This window comes from Nonomuraea sp. NPDC048916 (assembly GCF_040649575.1).
Classification (GTDB): domain Bacteria; phylum Actinomycetota; class Actinomycetes; order Streptosporangiales; family Streptosporangiaceae; genus Nonomuraea.
Genome location: NZ_JBEZFS010000227.1, coordinates 1 through 452 on the forward strand (window position 1 = coordinate 1; position 452 = coordinate 452).

Sequence of the window (452 nt, forward strand, 5' to 3'; positions counted from 1 at the left end):
GGATGACGAGGGCGCGTTCTTGTCACCCGCCGTAGGCGAGGTACCGGTAGTTGAGGGCGCTGGGGCTGTGGAAAACTCGGCTGCTGCGAGTGCGCGTGCGGAAGGCGGCGGTGGTCTCGCGCTTCGCGCGGGTGGAAACAGCCGACCCTCCCCTTCGAAGCCAGAAACCGAAAAGCGCAGCAGCAGGGACGGAGGTTCCCGCCGGTCGTCGTACGACGGACCGCAGTTGGCCATGAACCCCCAGATCTACGCCGTGCTGGAGCCGGTTCACCTGCTGCTGGAGCGGGTGAACAGCGACTTCGTCGTCCGGCAGATCGCCCGTGCGGTGGGCCGCCAGCTGCGCGAGGGCACGGATGCCGAACGCTTGCACCACCGGCTCACCGCCCGGTTCTCCAAGGTGATGCTCTCGGAGATCCGCGACCCGGGCCGGTGGCTGCTCGGGGTGGCCCTGC

At 68.8% G+C, this 452-nt stretch carries 1 protein-coding gene; it reads left to right on the forward strand.

Annotated features, from left to right (window positions below; translation table 11 throughout):
- Positions 1-232 precede the first annotated feature (232 nt).
- The coding region (locus AB0C16_RS40585) for a hypothetical protein (protein ID WP_357691528.1) at positions 233-452 on the forward strand (220 nt) is incomplete at its 3' end.